At 33.9% G+C, this 17120-nt stretch carries 16 protein-coding genes; 13 read left to right on the top strand and 3 right to left on the bottom strand.

Annotated elements, in window-relative coordinates:
- Positions 1-81: 81 nt before the first annotated feature.
- The 6 genes from BAQ46_RS18330 (at position 82) to BAQ46_RS18305 (ending at position 4940) form a co-directional block, all read left to right on the top strand.
- On the top strand, positions 82-792 hold the full coding sequence (locus BAQ46_RS18330) for an ABC transporter ATP-binding protein (protein WP_000895233.1): 711 nt from the start codon (positions 82-84) through the stop codon (positions 790-792).
- Entirely contained in the window at positions 785-1984 is a 1200-nt protein-coding gene (locus tag BAQ46_RS18325; protein ID WP_061130560.1) for an ABC transporter permease, read from the top strand. Before BAQ46_RS18330 ends, BAQ46_RS18325 begins: the two co-directional genes overlap by 8 nt.
- 285 nt (positions 1985-2269) lie before the next feature.
- Positions 2270-2857: a YpjP family protein gene (locus BAQ46_RS18320; RefSeq protein ID WP_001134413.1), complete on the top strand. Its 588-nt coding sequence runs from the start codon at positions 2270-2272 to the stop codon at positions 2855-2857.
- Between the two features lie 105 nt (positions 2858-2962).
- Positions 2963-3598, top strand: coding sequence for an HAD family hydrolase (locus BAQ46_RS18315; protein WP_071742373.1), 636 nt, complete (start codon positions 2963-2965; stop codon positions 3596-3598).
- Between the two features lies 1 nt (position 3599).
- Entirely contained in the window at positions 3600-3986 is a 387-nt protein-coding gene (locus BAQ46_RS18310) for a VOC family protein (protein ID WP_001094657.1), read from the top strand.
- A gap of 12 nt (positions 3987-3998) precedes the next feature.
- Entirely contained in the window at positions 3999-4940 is a 942-nt protein-coding gene (locus BAQ46_RS18305; protein WP_071742372.1) for an aminoglycoside phosphotransferase family protein, read from the top strand.
- A gap of 26 nt (positions 4941-4966) precedes the next feature.
- Here the strand turns inward: BAQ46_RS18305 and BAQ46_RS18300 are convergent, their stop codons facing one another.
- Positions 4967-6244, bottom strand: a complete 1278-nt coding sequence (locus BAQ46_RS18300) for a S41 family peptidase (RefSeq protein ID WP_071742370.1) — start codon at positions 6242-6244, stop codon at positions 4967-4969.
- A gap of 127 nt (positions 6245-6371) precedes the next feature.
- Positions 6372-7829: a serine hydrolase gene (locus BAQ46_RS18295; protein WP_061130565.1), complete on the bottom strand. Its 1458-nt coding sequence runs from the start codon at positions 7827-7829 to the stop codon at positions 6372-6374.
- Positions 7830-8013: 184 nt separating this feature from the next.
- On the opposite strand from BAQ46_RS18295, the gene BAQ46_RS18290 reads away from it, so the two are divergent.
- The 6 genes from BAQ46_RS18290 (at position 8014) to BAQ46_RS18265 (ending at position 16023) form a co-directional block, all read left to right on the top strand.
- Positions 8014-10593, top strand: a complete 2580-nt coding sequence (locus tag BAQ46_RS18290) for an alpha-L-rhamnosidase (protein WP_071742368.1) — start codon at positions 8014-8016, stop codon at positions 10591-10593.
- A gap of 115 nt (positions 10594-10708) precedes the next feature.
- The gene (locus tag BAQ46_RS18285) at positions 10709-11665 is read left to right on the top strand and encodes a thymidylate synthase (protein WP_000679598.1); all 957 of its coding nucleotides are present in this window, start codon (positions 10709-10711) and stop codon (positions 11663-11665) included.
- A 19-nt stretch (positions 11666-11684) separates the two neighbouring features.
- Entirely contained in the window at positions 11685-12173 is a 489-nt protein-coding gene (locus BAQ46_RS18280) for a dihydrofolate reductase (RefSeq protein WP_000637198.1), read from the top strand.
- A gap of 155 nt (positions 12174-12328) precedes the next feature.
- The gene (pbpC, locus tag BAQ46_RS18275; protein ID WP_001227220.1) at positions 12329-14314 is read left to right on the top strand and encodes a penicillin-binding protein 3; all 1986 of its coding nucleotides are present in this window, start codon (positions 12329-12331) and stop codon (positions 14312-14314) included.
- A gap of 242 nt (positions 14315-14556) precedes the next feature.
- Positions 14557-15192 (top strand): FMN-dependent NADH-azoreductase, encoded by a 636-nt coding sequence (locus BAQ46_RS18270; protein ID WP_000170021.1) that lies wholly within the window; start codon positions 14557-14559, stop codon positions 15190-15192.
- Positions 15193-15303: 111 nt separating this feature from the next.
- Positions 15304-16023, top strand: coding sequence for a lysophospholipid acyltransferase family protein (locus tag BAQ46_RS18265; RefSeq protein ID WP_000616592.1), 720 nt, complete (start codon positions 15304-15306; stop codon positions 16021-16023).
- A 41-nt stretch (positions 16024-16064) separates the two neighbouring features.
- On the opposite strand, the gene trhA is transcribed toward BAQ46_RS18265, so the two are convergent.
- Complete coding sequence (trhA, locus tag BAQ46_RS18260; protein ID WP_000136887.1) at positions 16065-16721, bottom strand: PAQR family membrane homeostasis protein TrhA; 657 nt, start codon at positions 16719-16721, stop codon at positions 16065-16067.
- Between the two features lie 213 nt (positions 16722-16934).
- Between trhA and BAQ46_RS18255 the strand changes: the two genes are divergently transcribed.
- On the top strand, positions 16935-17120 hold the full coding sequence (locus BAQ46_RS18255; RefSeq protein ID WP_000492443.1) for a twin-arginine translocase TatA/TatE family subunit: 186 nt from the start codon (positions 16935-16937) through the stop codon (positions 17118-17120).

The raw sequence follows: 17120 nt of genomic DNA, 5'->3' as shown, positions 1-17120 counted from the left end.
TAAATATTTTATAATGATATATAAATAGTTATATATTATTCTTTTCCTTGTTTGTATTGGAAATGGAAAGAAGGGGAATGTATGTTAGAAGTAAATATCCGTTCTGCTGGATATGAAATAGGTGAAAAAACAATTCATGATATCGCTTTTTCTATTGAAAAAGGTGAATTAGTTGCTCTTATTGGTGCAAATGGTGCCGGGAAAAGTACGACGATTAAAACGATACTCGGGTTACTTGTAAATGTGGATGGTGAAATATCATTTGGCGAGAAGAAAAATCCGTATGCATATGTGCCAGAACACCCGACATATTATGATTATTTGACGCTTTGGGAACATATTGAATTATTAATGGCAGCTCGCGAGAACGAAGCCGGAAGCTGGGAACGGAAAGCTGAAGAGTTATTACATATGTTTCGAATGGATAAGCATAAACATGAGTATTTATCAAAGTTTTCTAAAGGTATGAAACAAAAATCGATGCTTATATTAGCGTTTTTAACAGAACCAGATTTTTATATCATTGACGAACCTTTTATTGGACTAGATCCAGTAGCTACGAAAGAGTTTTTAAGTTATTTATATAAAGAAAAAGAACGCGGGGCAGGAATTTTACTTTGTACGCACGTATTAGATACAGCTGAAAGAATTTGCGAAAGATTTTTACTCATCTCTCAAGGTACATTAGTCGCAGATGGCCATTTAGAGGCAATTCAAACGTTAGCAGAAATGCCAGGAAGTTCATTATTAGATTGTTTTGATGTAATCGTAAGGCGTGAACAGCATGATTAAAAAACAATTTTATAAAAGATTACGCCATGAACTGGGGCGCAAATGGAAGTCCATACGTTCTATAACTGATTGGACGGTTGCGCTATATATTATTATTCCGGCACTTATATTTATGGGAATTTATTATCGTTCACTATGGATGGAAGAACTAGCGATAGGAGAGACGGTTTTTTTCGGATTAGGCCTACTCGCATTTTATGTGATTACATATGCAAGAGGAGTTCGCTCATTTTTTGAGCAAGCGGATAGTTTATTTTTAATTTCGTATCCTGTTCACATGAAAAAGTTAATCCAGTATGGCATGACATATACGTTTATTCGAATAGCAATAACGAATGTAGTAGTTGTTGTTGCGATGTTACCAGTGTTGATGAAAAGTATTGGAGTGACGAAGATACAAGTCGTATTATTTTGGCTATTCTTTACTATATTTCGATTTTTGTTGGCGTTATTAACGAGATTTATTCATGTACGTGTGGGGAAACGATGGCTACTATGGATTATAAAAAATGTAATATTTTCTATAAGTCTATCCTTTTTTGGATTGAGTTTGTTTCTTATTTATAAAAATCCATTGTATTCTATACTAAGTATCGGTCTAGCAGTGTTTCTAATTATCATATTGATAAAAGAAAAATTAAATTATAAAAATTGCTTTTTTAAAGAAGTTGAGAGAGAAAAAGAAGAAAGTATGCGCTGGACGAGTGGGATTATGCAAGTTGGTGGTCATGCAGCTAAACCGAGTAGTTCGAATAAAAAGCCGTGGATGTTTCCGCGTTCTAAAAAGTTTTTAGGAAAGAAAACGGATTATCGTATTGTTGAATCCTTTTTAAAAGAATTTTTCCGTACAAGTAGTGCACGAATATTTTATATTCAAATTGTATGTATAAGCATTGTCAGTATTATTATGAGTCCGAAATGGATTGCCGCTATTATTCTTGCATTTGCTTTATTTGCAATTTCCCGCTATGCACGCGATTATTGGACTGAGTTTGCGAAAAAAATGTTTCTTCATTTATATTGTGATGAAGGAAAATTACTATTGTTAAGATGGAGGGCAGATGGCTATTTATTACTTCCAGTAATACTTTTATATGGAATAGTTATACTTTCTCATTTTTATTTATTACCAGCTTTAATTGCTGGAGTCATTTTTATAGTATGGATTGGTTGGATAGTATTCTTACCATAGAAAAAAGAGCCGAAAAATGGCTCTTTTTTCTAATCCGTAACACATTGATAAATAAAATATACTAAAACGAGTATGCTTGCGGCGGAATACATGGCATCTAAAGTCATCGGAGCTCCTCCTCATTATTGTTGTATTTTTATTGTATGAAATCTTACAATTTCATATTCAAGTGAAAAATATGTGAACGTTAACAAAATTGTAAAGTGCAAAAATTACAATCATTTTGTATAATAGAGAAAACAACCGTTATATAAAATATAATGAGTGAAAGGGGAGGAAACATACATGCCAAATTGGTTTAGAAAAACCTTAGTCGCATTAATTACCGTATTTACATTTGGTTTAGTGACGCCTCCTTCCATATTGCTTGATAATGCCAAAGCTGCGGACAAGCCTACGAGCACAGCTGGGCAACAAAATTTGGAGAGTACGTCCTATACATATGAAGAAACGAATGACAGGTTAACCACCGATACTTTTATTACTTATGCAATGCAAGAAGCAGAGAAACAGTCGATGCAAAAGTTTGGTACTAAAATTGGTCCAGTAATTGAAGATGAGTTTAAAGATGTAATATTACCGAAGATTGAAGAGGCAATTGCTGAACTAGCAAATGATGTACCGGAAGATTCGTTACAATCATTAGCGATTTCTCAAAAACCAGCTGGTGGAAATAATGAAAAGATTTTTCACGTTTACGATACGAAAACAGGAAATGACTTATTGCGTTTCCACGTAAGAAGAGATCATCCACCGCAAGATGGGTATTATTTTAATTTCCACTATCACCGTTTTGATGATGGGTACTCCGGACATCATGAGTTGGGAAATATTTATTGGAATACGAATGTGCCGCCAAAATGGCTTTCTTAAAAAGAACAAGAGAAATCTTGTTCTTTTTTTATGTTTATAGAAGGGTAAGACGACTATGTTGTTGAATAAAATAGGTTTAGAAAAAGAAGTAAAGGGAGTAGGACAATGCAAAAATATATTGTTTTTGACTTTGATGGCACATTAGTAGATTCACAAAATATATTTGTACCAATTTATAATCAACTTGCTGAAAAGAACGGATATAAAACGGTAAGGGAAGAAGAAATTGAGTATTTACGTAAATTAACGATGCCAGAAAGATGTAAACAACTTGATGTACCGCTGTATAAACTACCAATATTAGCGCTGGAGTTTTATAAATTGTATCAACCTGCCATAAAAGATCTTATTTTGTTCCATGGGATGAAGGAAGTATTAGATGAACTACATAAAAAAGGTTACGGAATTGCAGTCATATCATCCAACTCAGAAGAGCATATTCGTGCGTTTTTACACAATAATGGTATAGAAAATATACAAGAAGTGTATTGTTCTAAAAATTTGTTCGGTAAAGATAAAATGATTAAAAGGTTTTTAAAATCGAAAAAGATAACGGAGAAAGATATGTTATACGTCGGTGATGAACAGAGAGATGTAGCGGCTTGTAAAAAGGCAGGGGTGAATGTAATTTGGGTATCTTGGGGATATGATGTCATTGAAACAGTGAAAAAAGATGCACCAGATTATATGGTCAATACACCTATGGAAATTGTACAAGTAGTACAAGGGGCGTATTCTTAATATGAATACACTTCGAGCAGGTATTCATCATATTGAATTTTGGGTAGCGAATTTAGAGGAGTCCATTTCTTTTTATGATATGTTATTTTCTATAATTGGCTGGAGAAAGTTAAATGAAGTAGCATATAGCACAGGAGAAAGTGAAATATATTTTAAAGAAGTAGATGAAGAAATCGTAAGAACTTTAGGACCAAGACATATTTGTTACCAAGCTATTAATAGAAAAGTAGTTGATGAGGTAGCAGAATTTCTTTCTAGCACGAAAATAAAGATAATACGTGGTCCGATGGAAATGAATCATTATTCGGGAGGGTACTATACGATTGATTTTTATGATCCGAATGGGTTTATTATAGAAGTGGCTTACACACCAAATGTAGAAATGTAAGGAGGAATATACATGAAAACAATTACAACATGGCAAAACAATATACAAATAGTAAAAGATGCAACGAATATTGCAGAAATTTCTAAAGGTTTTTCACCGGATAAGAAATATATAGTTACGACAAATGATGAGGAAAAATATTTGTTACGGATTGGCGATATACAAGAGTATGAAAGAAGAAAAATAGAGTTTCAAATTTTAAATGAAATGGAAAAACGTAACATACAGGCACAAAAGCCGATTGAAATAGGTATATTGGAAGATGAAAGTGTATGCTATAGTATTTTTTCATATTTAGAAGGGGAAGATGCAAAGAAGCTATTGCCCACGTATTCACCAAAAGAACAATATGAAATTGGTATAGAGGCAGGAAAAGATTTAGCAAAAATGCATACATATGAAGCTCCTAAGGATTTACTTCCATGGTATGAAAGAGCAATGAAAAAACATCGAAAATATGTAGAGGCATATAAAACATGCGGAATAAAAATAAAAAATGATGATAAAATCATACAGTTTATCGATGAAAATGAAATGTATTTACAAAACCGCCCAAATCGATTTCAACACGATGATTTTCATTTAGAAAATATAATTGTGCGAGATGGGAAATATGTAGGTGTTGTTGATTTTAATGGCTATGATTGGGGCGACCCACTTCATGATTTCGTAAAAATCGCACTATTTGCACGAGACATTAGTATCCCATATGCGATTGGGCAAATTACTGGATATTATAACGGAAGAATACCTGAGGAGTTCTGGAAATTATATGCAGTGTACGTTGGCATGACAGTTTTCTCTTCAGTTGTCTGGACATTACGAGCAGCACCGCATATGTTAGATGATACGTTAGAACGTCTTACTATAGTTTTAGAGGATCATAAAGACTTTGAGCTATTAAAGCCAATTTGGTTTCAACCAGAAAAAATTGATATGAAAAATAAAAGGTAGGTGTGATTCACATCTACCTTTATTTTTTACCATTCTTCGTTTTGAAGTAGTTGCAATGCTAATTTTAAATCCACATCTTCTTGTATATGTTCCGGAGTCCACGGGATATGTATATGTGGTTGTATACCAATTCCGGACATTCCTTCACCTTTATCTATAATGGAAAGTCGTGAAGTAGGGTAGTAAAGAGCGAATGTATCAGCCCATTCCATTACTGCTAAATTAGAATAATCATTTACACCAGCAGTAGGACGACCTATTACTTTTACTTTCAATGATTTTTTTGCAACTTCTACAAAAGAATCGCCAGAACTCCCGCATGTAACATCTGTTAATATAACTACTCTACTAGGTGATTTTCGTCCGTGTATTTTTAATGATTGAAGTTCTTTTGGTAACCCAGAGGTATCAAATGTAACGAATCCTTTTTTATAATTCTTTTTTAAATCTTGAATAAACATATTAGTGAATAATTTGGAAAGTTCGTCTAAAGAATCATAATCTTCCATTTCTTTCATACGTAAATGAAAGTTCCGTTCTGTATGATTTAATTGCATTGTATCAGAAGAATCGAAAAGAGAAATCTCTTTGTCTTCAAATAAGTAAGGAAGTAGGTTGAAAAATGCATCATCACTTCCGCCACGATTTAATCGCACATCAATAATTAAGTTTGGAAAAGAATTAAGCTCATTTTTGTGTGAGTCTAATAGTTTATTAATAGCTTCAATATTTGCAAAATCCGTCAAAGTAATTAAGAGTGTATCTTTATTATACTGTTTCAATGAATAAATAGGCGTGTATTCGCTTTGTTTATACTTTTGTAAAGTTATGGTTTTAGTTAATCCATTTTCATCTATAAGTTTACAATTTGATGATTTTAATAAAACATAATCCCATTTTTCACGTTCATATGTATTCTCATTTAAATACTTCTTATATTTTATTAATAGCTCAGGGACTTTCATATTATCTAATGCTAGAATAGACTGTCCTTTTTTCACTCTTATTTCTTGAGGAGTGGATGTAATATATAGGCGGTCTTCGTATCTTTTTACTTGAAAGCCAACACCGTTAAGCGTTTGGTTGTTAGAGATCATTTTGAAAAACATATGATTATCTTTAAAGTCTAATAAGTAATCACGTACAATCTCAGTAAATTGTACTGGTGTTAGTTCTCCTTGTTTCTCTAGTTTCTCGATTGTCTGTAAATAAGTAGTAGGATCGTCCCATCCTTTCTTATCTATACAACCTGAATAATCGTGATGAGTAATCGAAACAATTTCTTTAAAAATTTCTATGTACACAGCTTTTCCTCCTGGTAATTCGAATAGTTAAATAAAAGGATTCTTTATTCAATGCTTAAAATCCTTTATTTGGATGGGGATTGTAATGAAAAATAGAGGGACGTGTTATCATCCCTCTATTAAAACTTTATTTAATTTTCTTAAATGCAAGAGGCTGAGTACTTAGCGTAGCTGGTACATGTAACTGAAGGGAAGGGAATTCACCGTTCACACTCATTTCATATGCAAATAATAGATTCATCTTCATTTGGAATAAATCAACTTTTGCAGAAAAGATGTCGTAATGATGATGTGTTAATTGAATGTCCATCTCCATAAATTGTACAAATAACGAATCATCTCGCTTGTATACTTGTAATGTTCCGTATGCCGGATGTTCGAAAGTACCAGTATAATCCTCTAATTTATGAGAAGGTGTAGTTCCTTTAATTTGTTCTGGAATGGATTCAGTTGCTTCTTTTATCATTTCCTTCATTTTTTCAGTATCTTCTACAGCACGTTTATGCCAATCAATGGATTCTAATTCAAGTAGTTCGTCATAAATTTGATTAGCGAGATAAGTAGGAAGTAATGTTCCTCCAGCATTCGTTAAAATGACAAGGCCTATGTTTTCTGTTGGTATGAAAGAAACAAGCGCTGAAAATCCATCAATATTACCACCATGATGAATCACCTTATTACCACGATAAGCGCTAATAAACCAACCAAGGCCGTAACTATTTAATGGGGATTCAGGAAGTGATAAAACCGGTTGGTCTGGAATGGAATTGTGTGGTGTATACATTTGTTGTAATAATTCAGAGGAGATTAATTCATGATCTCCAAATTTTCCTTCATTTAAGTGGAGAAGTACCCAATTTGCCATATCTTTAATTGTAGAATTGATACAACCAGCAGCGCCAACGGTATCAATGTTGCGGAATGGAACTTCTTTTATTTCCCCATCATTTTCAATGTAAGGTAAAGCATAGTCTTCTGTCGTTTGTGAATCGGTAACAGAGAAGTTTGTATGTCTCATATTTAAAGGTTCTAAAATATGTTCTGTAGCGTATTGCTCCCACGTTTGATTTGTGATGTTCTCTACAATATAGCTAATTGTCGCATACATTAAGTTGTTATATAGAAATGAAGTCCGAAACGGTGCATCAAGTGGTAAATGTTTTATTTTTTCAACGAGATCTTTTCGAGATAAGGAAGAGCTATACCAAAGAGCCTCATGGCGGCTTACGCCAGTTCGATGAGAAGCTAAATCTCGTCCGGTAACTTGTGAGCTAGCAAGTAGTTCAGATAAAGAGAAGTTTGGTATATAAGACTGGACAGGAGCATCCCAATTAAACTTTTTTTGCTGTGCTAACAAACTTAATGAAAGTGTGCCAAAAGCTTTCGTTGAGGAACCGATTGCGAACAAAGTACGCGGTGTAACAGGGGCTTTTGTCTCTAAATTACGATAGCCGAAACCTTCTGAAATAATCATTTCACCGTCTTTTATAACAGCTACAGCAGCTCCCGGAACGTTTAAATCCTTCATCATTTTTTCAACCGTTGTTTGTAAAGAAGTCATAACAGGCGTTTCAATTTTAGACATACTTCTAACCTCCAAATATAAATTTTGTTCTACCGCACTATACTTTCGGTAATAGAAAATGAAAACCTTTTTAAATATGGAAAGTTAATAATTTTGTAAGGATGAATAAAATTATTATTTATTTAGAATTTTACTTTTATTATAATTAATTTAAATTAAGATTTAGAAAAGAGGGTGAAGAAGTGTGCTAACAATAAAAAAATTGCTCTGTGATAATAAAAATAATCCGATAGGTATAGATTCGAAAGTTGTTAAAATTAGTTGGCAAATCGAGTCGAGTAAACGAAATGTAAAACAACTTGCGTATCAATTGCAGGTTGCGAAGGATAAAGGGTTTCAAACTATAGTATTCGATTCACAGAAGGTAGAAACAGATCAAAGTTTATATATACCAATTAATTCGTTTTCATATAGTACGGAAACACGCTATTTTTACCGAGTGAAGGTATGGGATAATTACGGAGAAGAATCACCTTGGTCAGAAGTAGCATTTTGGGAGACTGGATTACAAGGGCAAAACTGGAGCGGAAAATGGATTGCTGCGAAAAAAGAACGCACGCAAGTTATGTCTTTTCATAAAAGCTTTTCTATTAAAAAATTAGTTAAAAAAGCACGTTTATATATGACTAGTTTAGGATTATACGAGGCTTCTATAAATGGAGAGCGTATTGGAGATTGTTATTTTACCCCTGGATGGACAAGTTATGATAAAAGGATATTGTATCAAACATATGATATAACGCATGTATTAAAGATTGGGTATAATGATATTTCTACTCTGGTAGGTAACGGCTGGTATAAAGGGCCGATTACTATGCAGCATGTACGTAATTATTACGGGAAAAGACGTGCGATAATTGCTCAAATACATATCACGTATGAAGATGGAACGAAAGAAAAAATTGTAACAGATGAAACATGGAAAGTAACTCCAAGCCCTATTTTGTATTCGGAAATTTATGAAGGAGAAGTTTATGACGCTAGGCTAGAAGAAAGTGAACAAGTGCTAGAAGATGGTGAAGTAATTGAGCATTCCAAACAAATAATTGTTGCACAGGAAAATGAAGCGATTCGTAAAGTGAAAATTATAAAACCAATCGCTATTTCAAAACTACCCAATCATGAATGGCTTATTGATATGGGGCAAAATATGGTAGGTTGGGTTCGGTTTAAAGTCCGTCATGTTTATACTGGACAAAAGATAGAATTGCATCATGCTGAAATATTAAATAAAGACGGTTGCTTTTATACTGGGAATCTCCGAAAGGCAAAACAAAAAATAGTGTATATAGCAAAAGGAGAAGAGGAGGAAACGTTTGAACCTCATTTTACTTATCAAGGCTTTAGATATGTGAAAATAAGTGGATTAACCCAGCCCCCTCAAATAGCAGATTTTGAAGGGTGTGTATTACATACAGATATGGAAAAAGCAACAGCATTTGAAACGTCTAATCCATTAATCAATCAACTTCATCATAATGTGGAGTGGTCTCAAAGAGGGAACTTCTTTGATGTGCCAACAGATTGTCCGCAGCGAGATGATCGACTTGGATGGACAGGAGATGCACAAATGTTTATTGGGACAGCTACGCAAATTATGAATGTGCAATTGTTCTTTAAAAAATGGCTCCAAGATTTATCATTAGATCAAAATGTGAATGGAGCTGTGCCATTAGTTATTCCAGATGCATTTGGGAAAAGAGCGGATTTTGATTTACATACTTCTGGCGGTTGGGGCGATGCAGCAATTATTTGTCCATGGGTTCACTATTTACATTACGGAGATGTATCCATTTTAAAAGAGCAATATAACAGTATGAAGAAGTATATAGATTACATACGTTCACAAGGTGAAAATGAGTATTTATGGGATACAGGCTATCATTTAGGGGATTGGCTCGCATTAGATACGAAACCTGATGTATATGAAGGCGGAACAGACAAGCATTTTATTGCGACAGCTTATTACGCGTATTCTACATCGCTTTTACGAAAGGTTGCTGAGATTTTAGGTGAAAATACAGATGCTAAGTTTTATGCTGAGCTACATGGAAATATTGTTCAAGCGTTTCAAAATGAATTTGTTACACCGAATGGTAGGTTAATTTCAAATACCCAAACAGCCCACATATTAGTACTTCTTTTTGAACTAGTGAAAGATAATGTGAAGGAGAAAGTATTTAATCGATTAATTGAGCTTTTAAAAGCAAATAAAAATCATTTAACAACAGGTTTTATAGGAACACCGTATTTAAATTTAATATTAAGCAAGTTTAACCGTCATGACCTTGCTTGTAAGCTTCTATTTCATGAAGATTATCCATCATGGTTATACCAAGTGAAACGAGGTGCCACAACGATTTGGGAACATTGGGATGGTGTGAAAGAGGATGGAACCCTTTGGAATGATAGTATGAATTCGTACAATCATTACGCATATGGTTCTATCGTTGAATGGATATACCGATATATTATTGGATTAGAAGTGGATGAAACAAAACCAGCATATAAACATTTTTATATTCAGCCTCATTTTAATTCTAATCTAGATTGGGTTTGTATTAAGCGTGAAACAGCATATGGGGAAATTAAAATTGATTGGCGTGTAGAACATGGACAAGCAGTATTAAACGTTGATGTGCCAACAAATACATCTGCTACATTACGAATAGTGGAAGATGATTGGAGGTCAAGTGATATGCCTGAAATGAAATTAGGTTCAGGCGCATATGAATTTAGATTTTGTAAGAACATACAGAAGTAGAATTTTGTTAAGTATAGAAATGTTTTTTTATAAATTTAGTTTGTTCAATCTGTTAGCATTAAATTTATGATAAAATCCATATAGACTAGAGATTTGAAAGAAGGTTTTTCTACATATGAAACATGCTGAAAATGAATACTTAAATTTATGCCGCCATGTAATGGAGCATGGTACGAAGAAAGAAGACCGTACAGGGACAGGCACTGTATCTGTATTTGGATATCAAATGCGTTTTGATCTAAGTAAAGGTTTTCCTTTATTAACAACAAAGAGAGTGCCGTTTCGACTTGTAGCAAGTGAGCTACTTTGGTTTATGAAAGGTGATACAAATATTCGTTATTTATTGCAGCATAATAACAACATTTGGAATGAATGGGCATTTAAGAGTTGGGTAGAAAGTGACGAGTATACGGGTCCTGACATGACTGATTTCGGTCTTCGCTCACAACAAGATGAGGAATTTAAAGTTCAGTACGATGAGCAAATGGAATTGTTTAAAAAGAACGTTTTAGAAGATGATGATTTCTCAAATAAATATGGTTATTTAGGAGACGTATACGGTAAGCAGTGGCGTGCTTGGAAAACGACAGCTGGTGAGACACTCGATCAATTAAAAGATGTAATTGAAATGATTAAGAAAACACCAGATTCGCGTCGCCTAATTGTTTCTGCGTGGAATCCTGAAGATGTACCAAGTATGGCATTACCGCCTTGTCATACGTTATTCCAATTTTATGTAGCAGATGGCAAACTTTCTTGTCAGCTATATCAAAGAAGTGGTGACATATTCCTTGGAATTCCATTTAACATTGCAAGTTACTCGTTACTAACACATTTAATTGCACATGAATGTGGACTTGAAGTAGGAGAATTCGTTCATACAATTGGAGATGCACACATTTATACGAATCATTTTGAACAAGTAGAAAAGCAATTGGCACGTGAACCACGTCCATTCCCGAAACTTATATTAAATCCAGATGTGAAATCTGTGTTCGATTTTGAAATGGAAGATTTAACAATTGAAGGATATGATCCACACCCAGCAATTAAAGCACCGGTTGCAGTGTAATTGTAGAGGAGATGAAAAGATGATAGTTTCATTTATGGTCGCAATGGACGAGAATAGAGTAATTGGTAAAGATAATAATTTACCTTGGCGCTTACCGAGTGAATTACAATATGTAAAGAAAACAACGATGGGTCATCCGCTTATTATGGGAAGAAAGAACTATGAAGCGATTGGTAGACCACTGCCTGGAAGACGTAATATTATTGTAACTCGCAATGAAGGGTATCATGTTGAAGGATGTGAAGTAGCACATTCTGTAGAAGAAGTATTTGAGCTATGCAAAAATGAAGAAGAGATCTTTATTTTTGGCGGAGCACAAATTTATGATCTCTTTTTACCTTATGTAGACAAGTTATATATAACAAAAATCCATCATGCATTTGAAGGAGATACATTCTTCCCAGAAATGGATATGACAAATTGGAAAGAAGTTTTTGTTGAAAAAGGTTTAACGGATGAAAAAAATCCGTATACGTACTATTATCATGTATATGAAAAGCAACAATAATAATAAGGATTGATGTGAATATTCGCATCAATCTTTTTATTTATATCCATCAATATAGGTTTATAGATGAGATTCGATAGTGCTATAATGAAAGGTAGCATGTGAAAATGCTAAAATTTTCAAGAGTATTAAGAGAGAAAGAGGAGGAGAATCGATTGAGAAAGATATGGGGGATTCTTTTTCTTTGCTTAACATTCATGTTAGTCGGATGTGGTAAAGAAGAAAAACCACAAGAAGCATTTGATACATATGCAAAAGCATGGAATAAACAAAAATTTGCAGAAATGTATGATCAATTATCAGAAAAGGCAAAAAAAGATATTTCAAAGAAAGAGTTCACTGAGAAATATGAAAAAATTTATTCTGGCATTGAAGTGAAAAATTTAAAAGTAGAAGCAGGAGAAGTAAAAGAAGATAAAAAAGATGAAGGTCCTGTTCCTTTTAAAGTAAGCATGGATACTGTTGGTGGTAAAATCAATTTTGCCCATGAAGCAAAAATGGTGAAAGAAAAGGATGGAGATAAAGAATCTTGGAAAATAGATTGGACTCCTGATTTTATATTCCCAGGTATGACGAAAGATAGTAAAGTGCGTATGCAAACGACAGAGCCGAAGCGCGGAGAAATATATGACCGTAACGGTAAATATCTTGCGGTAAATGGTAAAGCTTCTGAAATCGGATTGATTCCTGAAAAATTAGGGGATACAGCTCCGCAAACGAAAGAAACGGTAGCGAAGTTACTAAATATGTCTGTCGAAGAAATTGATCAAAAACTAGCAGCTAAATGGGTAAAACCAAATTACCTTGTACCAATTGGAATATTGCCTGAAGGAGCAACACAAAATACGTACATAGATTTACCTGGTGTTGCAACAAAACCAGTAAATGTTCGCTCATATCCATTAGGAGAAGAAGCCGCACATCTTACTGGCTATATTGGAAAAGTGAATGCTGAAGATTTAAAAACGTTACAAAAGAAAGGTTATCAAGCAGATGATCCAGTAGGTAAAGCTGGTTTAGAGCAAGTACTGGAAGAAAAGCTACGCGGTAAAAAAGGTGGTCGTGTCTTCGTAGAAGATGCACAAGGAAAAGAAATTAAAAATTTAGCAAAAACAGATGCTGTTGATGGAGAAAATGTAACTTTAACGATTGACAGTGCAGTTCAAAGCGAAATTTATAATGAAATGAAAAATGAGGTAGGATCAAGTGCAGCAATTAATCCAAAGACTGGAGAAACACTTGCACTTGTGAGCACACCAGCTTATAACCCAAATACCCTTACAAGAGGGGCGTCAAAAGCGCAACGTGATGCGGTAAATAATGATCCGAAAAAACCGATGACGAATCGATTTACACAATTATCAGTTCCAGGTTCTGTATTTAAGCCTATTACAGCAGCAATTGGTCTTGAAACGAAAACGATTGATCCAAAAGAAGAGTTAAAAATTGAAGGATTGAAATGGACAAAAGATTCTTCTTGGGGTAATTATTATGTAACGCGTGTAAAAGATGCAAATCCGATTGATTTTGATAAGGCGATGAAATACTCGGATAATATTTATTTCGCACAAGAAGCTTTGAAGATCGGGAAAGACAAATTTATGAGTGAAGCGAAAAAATTCGGATTCGATGAGAAATTACCAATTGAATATGGATTCCCAGCTTCTAAAATCGCAAATGATAGTATTAAAAATGATATTCAAATGGCAGACACAGGTTATGGACAAGGACAAGTATTAATGACGCCACTCCATCTAGCATTAACGTACGCACCAATTGTTAATGATGGAAACATACCTTCTCCATATATTATTAAAACAGATAAGCAACCAAAAGTTTGGAAAGAGAATGTAATTTCAAAAGGCAATCAGGATATATTAAAAACTGCTATGACGAAAGTAATTAATGATCCAGATGGTACTGGGAAAATTGCTAAAATTGATGGCATGACTCTTGCTGGAAAAACAGGTACAGCGGAATTAAAAGTATCAAAAGAGGCTGAAGGAAAAGAACTAGGCTGGTTCGCTGCATTTGATTTAAATTCACCAGATATGGTTATTACTATGATGATTGAAGATGTAAAAGGTAGAGGCGGAAGTAATATTCCAGCTGAAAAAGTAAAACATGTATTTCAAAAATAATATGTAATAAAAGGTTAGCTCTATAATTTGTAGAGCTAGCCTTTTTCTATGAAAGAATTCTTAATATCTATATACTGAATTTTAAGGAAACAAAATAAATCATTAACTTACGAAAAAAAAGTAGCTATTTTTTATTGACATCGAATGAAACTTTTTGTATTATACTTACATAAGGTAAGTTATTTACTTTCAAATTATAAATCTCAAATTAAAGATAAAATGTAGAAAAGGGAGAGAATACAATGACAAAAGTACTATTTATTACAGCAAATCCAAATTCAGCAGAAGGTTCTTTCGGAATGGCAGTAGGGGAAGCATTCATCGAAGCTTATAAAAACGAACATCCACAAGATGAAGTTGTAACAATTGATTTATTCAATACTACAGTACCGGCAATCGATGCAGATGTATTCGCTGCTTGGGGTAAATTTGCAGCAGGTGAAGGATTTGAAGCTTTAACTGAAGCTCAACAACAAAAAGTTGCAGCAATGAACACAAACTTAGAAACATTTATGAATGCAGATCGTTATGTATTTGTAACTCCAATGTGGAACTTTAGCTACCCACCAGTAGTAAAAGCATACTTAGACAACGTAGCAATCGCAGGTAAAACATTCAAATATACTGAAAATGGTCCAGTTGGCTTATTAGAAGGTAAAAAAGCACTTCACATTCAAGCAACAGGTGGCGTATATTCTGAAGGAGCATACGCAGCTGTAGACTTCGGACGCAATCACTTAAAAACTGTATTAGGATTTGTCGGTGTAAATGATACTGAATATATTGCAGTTGAAGGTATGAATGCAAACCCTGAAAAAGCACAAGAAATTAAAGAAGCAGCAATTGCTAATGCTCGTGAATTAGCAAAACGTTTCTAATATATCATACTTAAAAATGTCCAAACACTTGTTGTTTGGACATTTTTTCTTCTTTTTCCTTCGTTTGTCTAGTATAATGAAGGTCGGAATGATAATAGGTGGGGGTTCTGTATGATTCAAACGTTTTTTAAAATCTTTTATTTAATTTTAATCGTAATTGCGATTACACCGAGAATGTGGCGTCTTAAAAGACAAGTAAATACGATGTCGCCACAAGAAAAAGATAATGCTGTGTACAAAACGACAAATTGGTTTGGTAAGAAAATGGTACGTGTAGCTGGAGGAACAGTAGAAGTTAAAGGACTTGAAAATGTTCCGAAAGACAAGCCGGTACTAGTTGTAAGTAATCACCAGAGTAATATGGATATCCCTGTTTTACTAGGTTATTTAAATAAACCAATTGGCTTCGTTTCAAAGGCAGAGATTAAAAAGTTCCCAGTTGTACCAACTTGGATGGAACTTATGAATTGTGTATTTATGGATCGTAGCAATCGCCGCCAGTCACTTCAAGCGATTAAAGATGGGATTGAACTATTGAAGAATGGACATTCTATCGTAATTTTCCCTGAAGGAACGAGAAGTAAGGGTGGGGAAGTTGGAGAGTTTAAGGCTGGTAGTTTTCATCTTGCTGTAAAATCTGGTGTAGCAATCTTACCTGTAACATTAGATGGGACATATAAAATGTTTGAAGCAAATGGAAATCGTATGAAGCGAGCTCGTGCAACAGTAACAATTTCTAAGCCGATTACACCTGAAGAGTATGCGACTATGGATATTAAAGAGTTAACGAAGTATACACAGGATGTTATCGCATCACAATTACATAAGTAATAAAAAAGGTTTCAGCTTACATTAAGCTGAAACCTTTTTTATTATGCTGTAGGTAAGACGTAAAAGAGTACGCAGAAGAACATCATCGCACTACCACCTAATACGAAAAGATGCCAAATGGCATGGTTGAAAGGTAACTTTTCCCAAAGGAAGAATATAGCTCCTACAGAATATAAAATTCCACCTGCTAAAAGTAGTGAAAAACCATGTCCAGTTAGATTTTCATAAAGTGGTTTAATAGCAACGATTATGAGCCATCCCATTATGATATAACATAGCGTCGATGCCTTAATAAAGCGACGTACAAAGAAAATTTTGAAGATGATACCTCCGATTGCAAGGGTCCATATAATAGCAAGTAATGTCCATCCTAATGGGCCGCGGAGTGTAATAAGTAGAAAAGGAGTATACGTGCCAGCAATCAATAAGTAAATGGCTGAATGATCTAAAATAGTAAATATTTTTTCTACTTTAGGATGATGAATGCTATGTAGCAACGTTGAAAATAAGTACAGTAAGAACATACTTACACCATAAACAGTAAATGCAACTACAGCTGATGCGGTACCATGCTTAGAAGCATGAATAATCAATATGATTAAGGCAGGGATGCTTAAAATGGCACCGATACCATGTGTTATTGCATTTGCAATTTCTTCTTTTACAAATTGGGTCATTCGTGTCATTTTTTCAGTCATAATGCCAATCCTTTCTACTATTATAAAATAATATGTCATTTCCCTTACCATATCATACACAAGAGCAATAGAAAATGAAATTTGTATAATTGATTATATTTTTGAATTTTTTTGACAAAAGGTAATGGTTTTGTTGACGTTTTCAAACTTTTTTGACAAAATAAAATTATGCAATAGTAGGACAAGGAATCTACTAATAAAGGGGATGGAGAAATGTTTTCAAATATTGGCTTTCCAGGATTAATTTTAATTTTAGTAGCTGTACTTATTTTATTTGGGCCGAAAAAATTGCCGGAAATCGGAAAGGCTTTAGGGGAAACGTTAAAAGAATTTAAAAAATCAACGAAAGAATTGACTGATGATGCATTTCAAGAGAAGGAAAAGAAAGAAAAAATGTAA

The sequence above is a fragment of the Bacillus paranthracis genome, assembly GCF_001883995.1.
Lineage (GTDB): Bacteria > Bacillota > Bacilli > Bacillales > Bacillaceae_G > Bacillus_A > Bacillus_A paranthracis.
Note: the sequence above shows the minus strand (reverse complement) of the source record. Positions and strands in the feature narration are given on the sequence as shown.

Bases quoted from the DNA above. Each gene is read 5' to 3' on its own strand.
- BAQ46_RS18330 (WP_000895233.1), top strand. From the start codon at position 82: ATGTTAGAAGTAAATATCCGTTCTGCTGGATATGAAATAGGTGAAAAA.
- BAQ46_RS18325 (WP_061130560.1), top strand. From the start codon at position 785: ATGATTAAAAAACAATTTTATAAAAGATTACGCCATGAACTGGGGCGC.
- BAQ46_RS18320 (WP_001134413.1), top strand. From the start codon at position 2,270: ATGCCAAATTGGTTTAGAAAAACCTTAGTCGCATTAATTACCGTATTT.
- BAQ46_RS18315 (WP_071742373.1), top strand. From the start codon at position 2,963: ATGCAAAAATATATTGTTTTTGACTTTGATGGCACATTAGTAGATTCA.
- BAQ46_RS18310 (WP_001094657.1), top strand. From the start codon at position 3,600: ATGAATACACTTCGAGCAGGTATTCATCATATTGAATTTTGGGTAGCG.
- BAQ46_RS18305 (WP_071742372.1), top strand. From the start codon at position 3,999: ATGAAAACAATTACAACATGGCAAAACAATATACAAATAGTAAAAGAT.
- BAQ46_RS18295 (WP_061130565.1), bottom strand. From the start codon at position 7,829: ATGTCTAAAATTGAAACGCCTGTTATGACTTCTTTACAAACAACGGTT.
- BAQ46_RS18285 (WP_000679598.1), top strand. From the start codon at position 10,709: ATGAAACATGCTGAAAATGAATACTTAAATTTATGCCGCCATGTAATG.
- BAQ46_RS18280 (WP_000637198.1), top strand. From the start codon at position 11,685: ATGATAGTTTCATTTATGGTCGCAATGGACGAGAATAGAGTAATTGGT.
- BAQ46_RS18270 (WP_000170021.1), top strand. From the start codon at position 14,557: ATGACAAAAGTACTATTTATTACAGCAAATCCAAATTCAGCAGAAGGT.
- BAQ46_RS18265 (WP_000616592.1), top strand. From the start codon at position 15,304: ATGATTCAAACGTTTTTTAAAATCTTTTATTTAATTTTAATCGTAATT.
- trhA (WP_000136887.1), bottom strand. From the start codon at position 16,721: ATGACTGAAAAAATGACACGAATGACCCAATTTGTAAAAGAAGAAATT.
- BAQ46_RS18255 (WP_000492443.1), top strand. From the start codon at position 16,935: ATGTTTTCAAATATTGGCTTTCCAGGATTAATTTTAATTTTAGTAGCT.